At 37.1% G+C, this 2,549-nt stretch carries 4 protein-coding genes; 1 reads left to right on the top strand and 3 read right to left on the bottom strand.

Translation table 11 applies throughout. The features are described 5' to 3' along the window. Positions 1-754 (top strand): IS5-like element ISAha2 family transposase (locus tag B4J23_RS07185; RefSeq protein WP_000597506.1); only part of this gene is annotated, 754 nt, incomplete at its 5' end. A 7-nt stretch (positions 755-761) separates the two neighbouring features. On the opposite strand, the gene B4J23_RS07180 is transcribed toward B4J23_RS07185, so the two are convergent. The 3 genes from B4J23_RS07180 to B4J23_RS07170 form a co-directional block, all read right to left on the bottom strand. Then, on the bottom strand, positions 762-917 hold the full coding sequence (locus B4J23_RS07180; RefSeq protein WP_291359612.1) for a hypothetical protein: 156 nt from the start codon (positions 915-917) through the stop codon (positions 762-764). A 500-nt stretch (positions 918-1,417) separates the two neighbouring features. Next, complete coding sequence (locus B4J23_RS07175; protein ID WP_291359610.1) at positions 1,418-1,834, bottom strand: hypothetical protein; 417 nt, start codon at positions 1,832-1,834, stop codon at positions 1,418-1,420. 202 nt (positions 1,835-2,036) lie between these two features. Next, positions 2,037-2,549 (bottom strand): recombinase family protein (locus B4J23_RS07170; RefSeq protein WP_291359608.1); only part of this gene is annotated, 513 nt, incomplete at its 5' end.

Genomic DNA, 2,549 nt, shown 5'->3' with positions numbered 1-2,549 from the left:
AATGATCAAATCTTTATTTAGACTCTCTTTACGCATGGTCACAGGTTTTGTTCAAAGTCTGATTAAACTTTGTGGATTAAATTGGACCGCACCAGATTACAGTACGCTTTGTCGAAGACAAAAACATATTGATATTGCGATTAGCTATCAAAAAAGTAGTGATGGGCTACATCTACTCGTCGACTCAACTGGCTTAAAGTTTCTAGGTGAAGGTGAGTGGAAACGTAAGAAACATGGACCTGAATATCGTCGCCAATGGCGTAAGCTTCATATTGGCATCGATGCTGAAACCTTGCAAATACGTGCAGTACAGCTTACTACAAATAATGTGAGCGATTCGCAAGTACTCGGTGATTTACTTGCTCAAATTCCCTTAGATGAACGAATTGATTCGGTCTATACCGATGGTGCTTATGACACGAAGCACTGCAGACAAGTCATTCTAGATCGAGATGCACATGCGCTCATTCCGCCAAGAAAAAATGCAAAACCATGGAAAGATCAGAAATTGAGATCTTTAGAGCGGAATGAGTTACTGAAAACAGTTAAACGTTTAGGAAGAACGCTTTGGAAAAAATGGTCTGGTTATCATCGTCGAAGTTTAGTTGAAACCAAGATGCATTGCATCAAACTATTAGGTGATAAATTAACAGCAAGGAGTTTTTCTAGTCAGGTGAATGAGATTCATGCACGCATAGCCGTATTGAACAAATTTACAGAATTAGGTCGTCCTCATACCCAAGTTGTCACTTGAATTCTGTTCAAATGAGCAGAGTGTTATCTTTTAAATCTTTGTGCAACAAAGCCGGATAAGTGTGAAAATTTTTTATTCCAGCTCTTTTTAACTTAGCATTCGTACGTTCTTCGCTCTTTTTAAAATCATACATTTGCTTTCCAGTTAGAAACATTCCAGCCATATTATTTTCGTACCTTTTAGAACCTAAAAACTATTTTAATCTAAAGAGTTTATTTTATACATTTTTAAATTTACCTAAAATTAACATAATACACGTTATACGAAATTCAAATTTTTATTTATTATAAATCATAGTCTTATGTTGATGAAAAAAGCCCAATTAGTAGTGATTGGGCTTTTTTATGGATTCTTCATGTTCCACGCTTAATTTTTGAACAATGTTCCACGAGTTTAATAAGCCCAGGTGAACAATCAAATCAGTCATATGGCTTAAAGAAGCGGCTCCAGAAGCCTCTTTTTTCGGATTTTGGCTCCACTTGTTCAGGGATGAGAATGTAAAAATCTATCAACCTAAGAAATGATCACATTCAAAATTTAGTGTACTTTGAGGAATATGAAGTACCGCATTTCTTACCTCCATTCCATTCGTACAACGTTTTGCCTGGATCTAACTAAAATAGCCATAGCTAAATCCAATAGAAAAATGATTAAAAGCTGAAATTAGAAAACTGTTGGTTGAATTCTATGGGTAGCATTCGCATCAAAACCTATTCTAAAAGTCGCGGTTTGTTTATTGGATAAATCAATTTCAAGTTCTACAATACCACCACCGCATATTCCTTGAGGGATAGAACTTAGGATGTGTTTCTCTGCCGTTAAATAGACGACCATCTTTTCAGACATCTTCAAACTAGCAACCGATACACCATCAATTAAAACCTTTGTTTTACATGCTGAACCCACATGTCCTTGATCCCTTTTTATTACCACATTTACTTTATCATCGTCAGGCAAAAAATATTGATTATCAAAAATTCTATCTATAGGAACTGGTTTAGCATGATCTGTACTGACCGGCTTAATCGCACAGCCTATTAAGGGCAAAAAAGAAATACTGAGGAATAAGAACTTAAGCATAAAAAAATCTACTATTTGAGTTAGAGGCACTTTTCGCTTTATTTATGAAACCAATTTCGTAAAGTTCGGGTAGTAATACCTAGGATATTAGCAATATTAGAGTTATTCGTTGCTGATTATTTCATAGCAAAGGCTTTATCTCCCTGATCAACTGAATAGCCACCGATTCTTTAGATACATTTCAGTCCAATCTAGAGAATGATTAATTGCTTTGTTTTAAATATCGATAAACAGCCTGTCGGCTAATGCCAAACGCTTTTGCCAGATCAACTTTGGATGAATACTTTTCTTCATCCCAAGCTTGTTGTAAAGCCGCTGCCTGCTCAGAATTCAGTTTATGAACACGACCTTTATATTTACCCTGAGCTGCTGCGATCTTAATCCCTTCTTTTTGGCGTTCCAAGATGATTTCCCGCTCAAACTGGGCAAAAGCGCCCATGAGCTGCAACATCAAGTTATCCATCGGAGTGGCCTGAGCCGTGAAGGTAATATTCTCTTTGATAAACTGGATGGCGACTCCCCTTTTTACAAGCTGATCAACCTCAGTAACTAAATCTTTCAGACTTCGAGCGAAACGATCCATAGAGTGCACGATGATCATGTCTCCTTCACGAACATAGCTGAGCATTTCCTGAAATTTAGGGCGGGCAGTATTCTTTCCAGAGGCCTTGTCGATAAAAAATCGGTCGACTTCAATTCCCTCAAGTTGACGTCC

It is taken from the genome of Acinetobacter sp. UBA3025 (genome assembly GCF_002367915.1).
Classification (GTDB): Bacteria; Pseudomonadota; Gammaproteobacteria; order Pseudomonadales; family Moraxellaceae; genus Acinetobacter.
This window is presented reverse-complemented; position numbering and strand designations above follow the sequence as displayed.

Bases quoted from the DNA above. Each gene is read 5' to 3' on its own strand.
- B4J23_RS07180 (WP_291359612.1), bottom strand. From the start codon at position 917: ATGGCTGGAATGTTTCTAACTGGAAAGCAAATGTATGATTTTAAAAAG.
- B4J23_RS07175 (WP_291359610.1), bottom strand. From the start codon at position 1,834: ATGCTTAAGTTCTTATTCCTCAGTATTTCTTTTTTGCCCTTAATAGGC.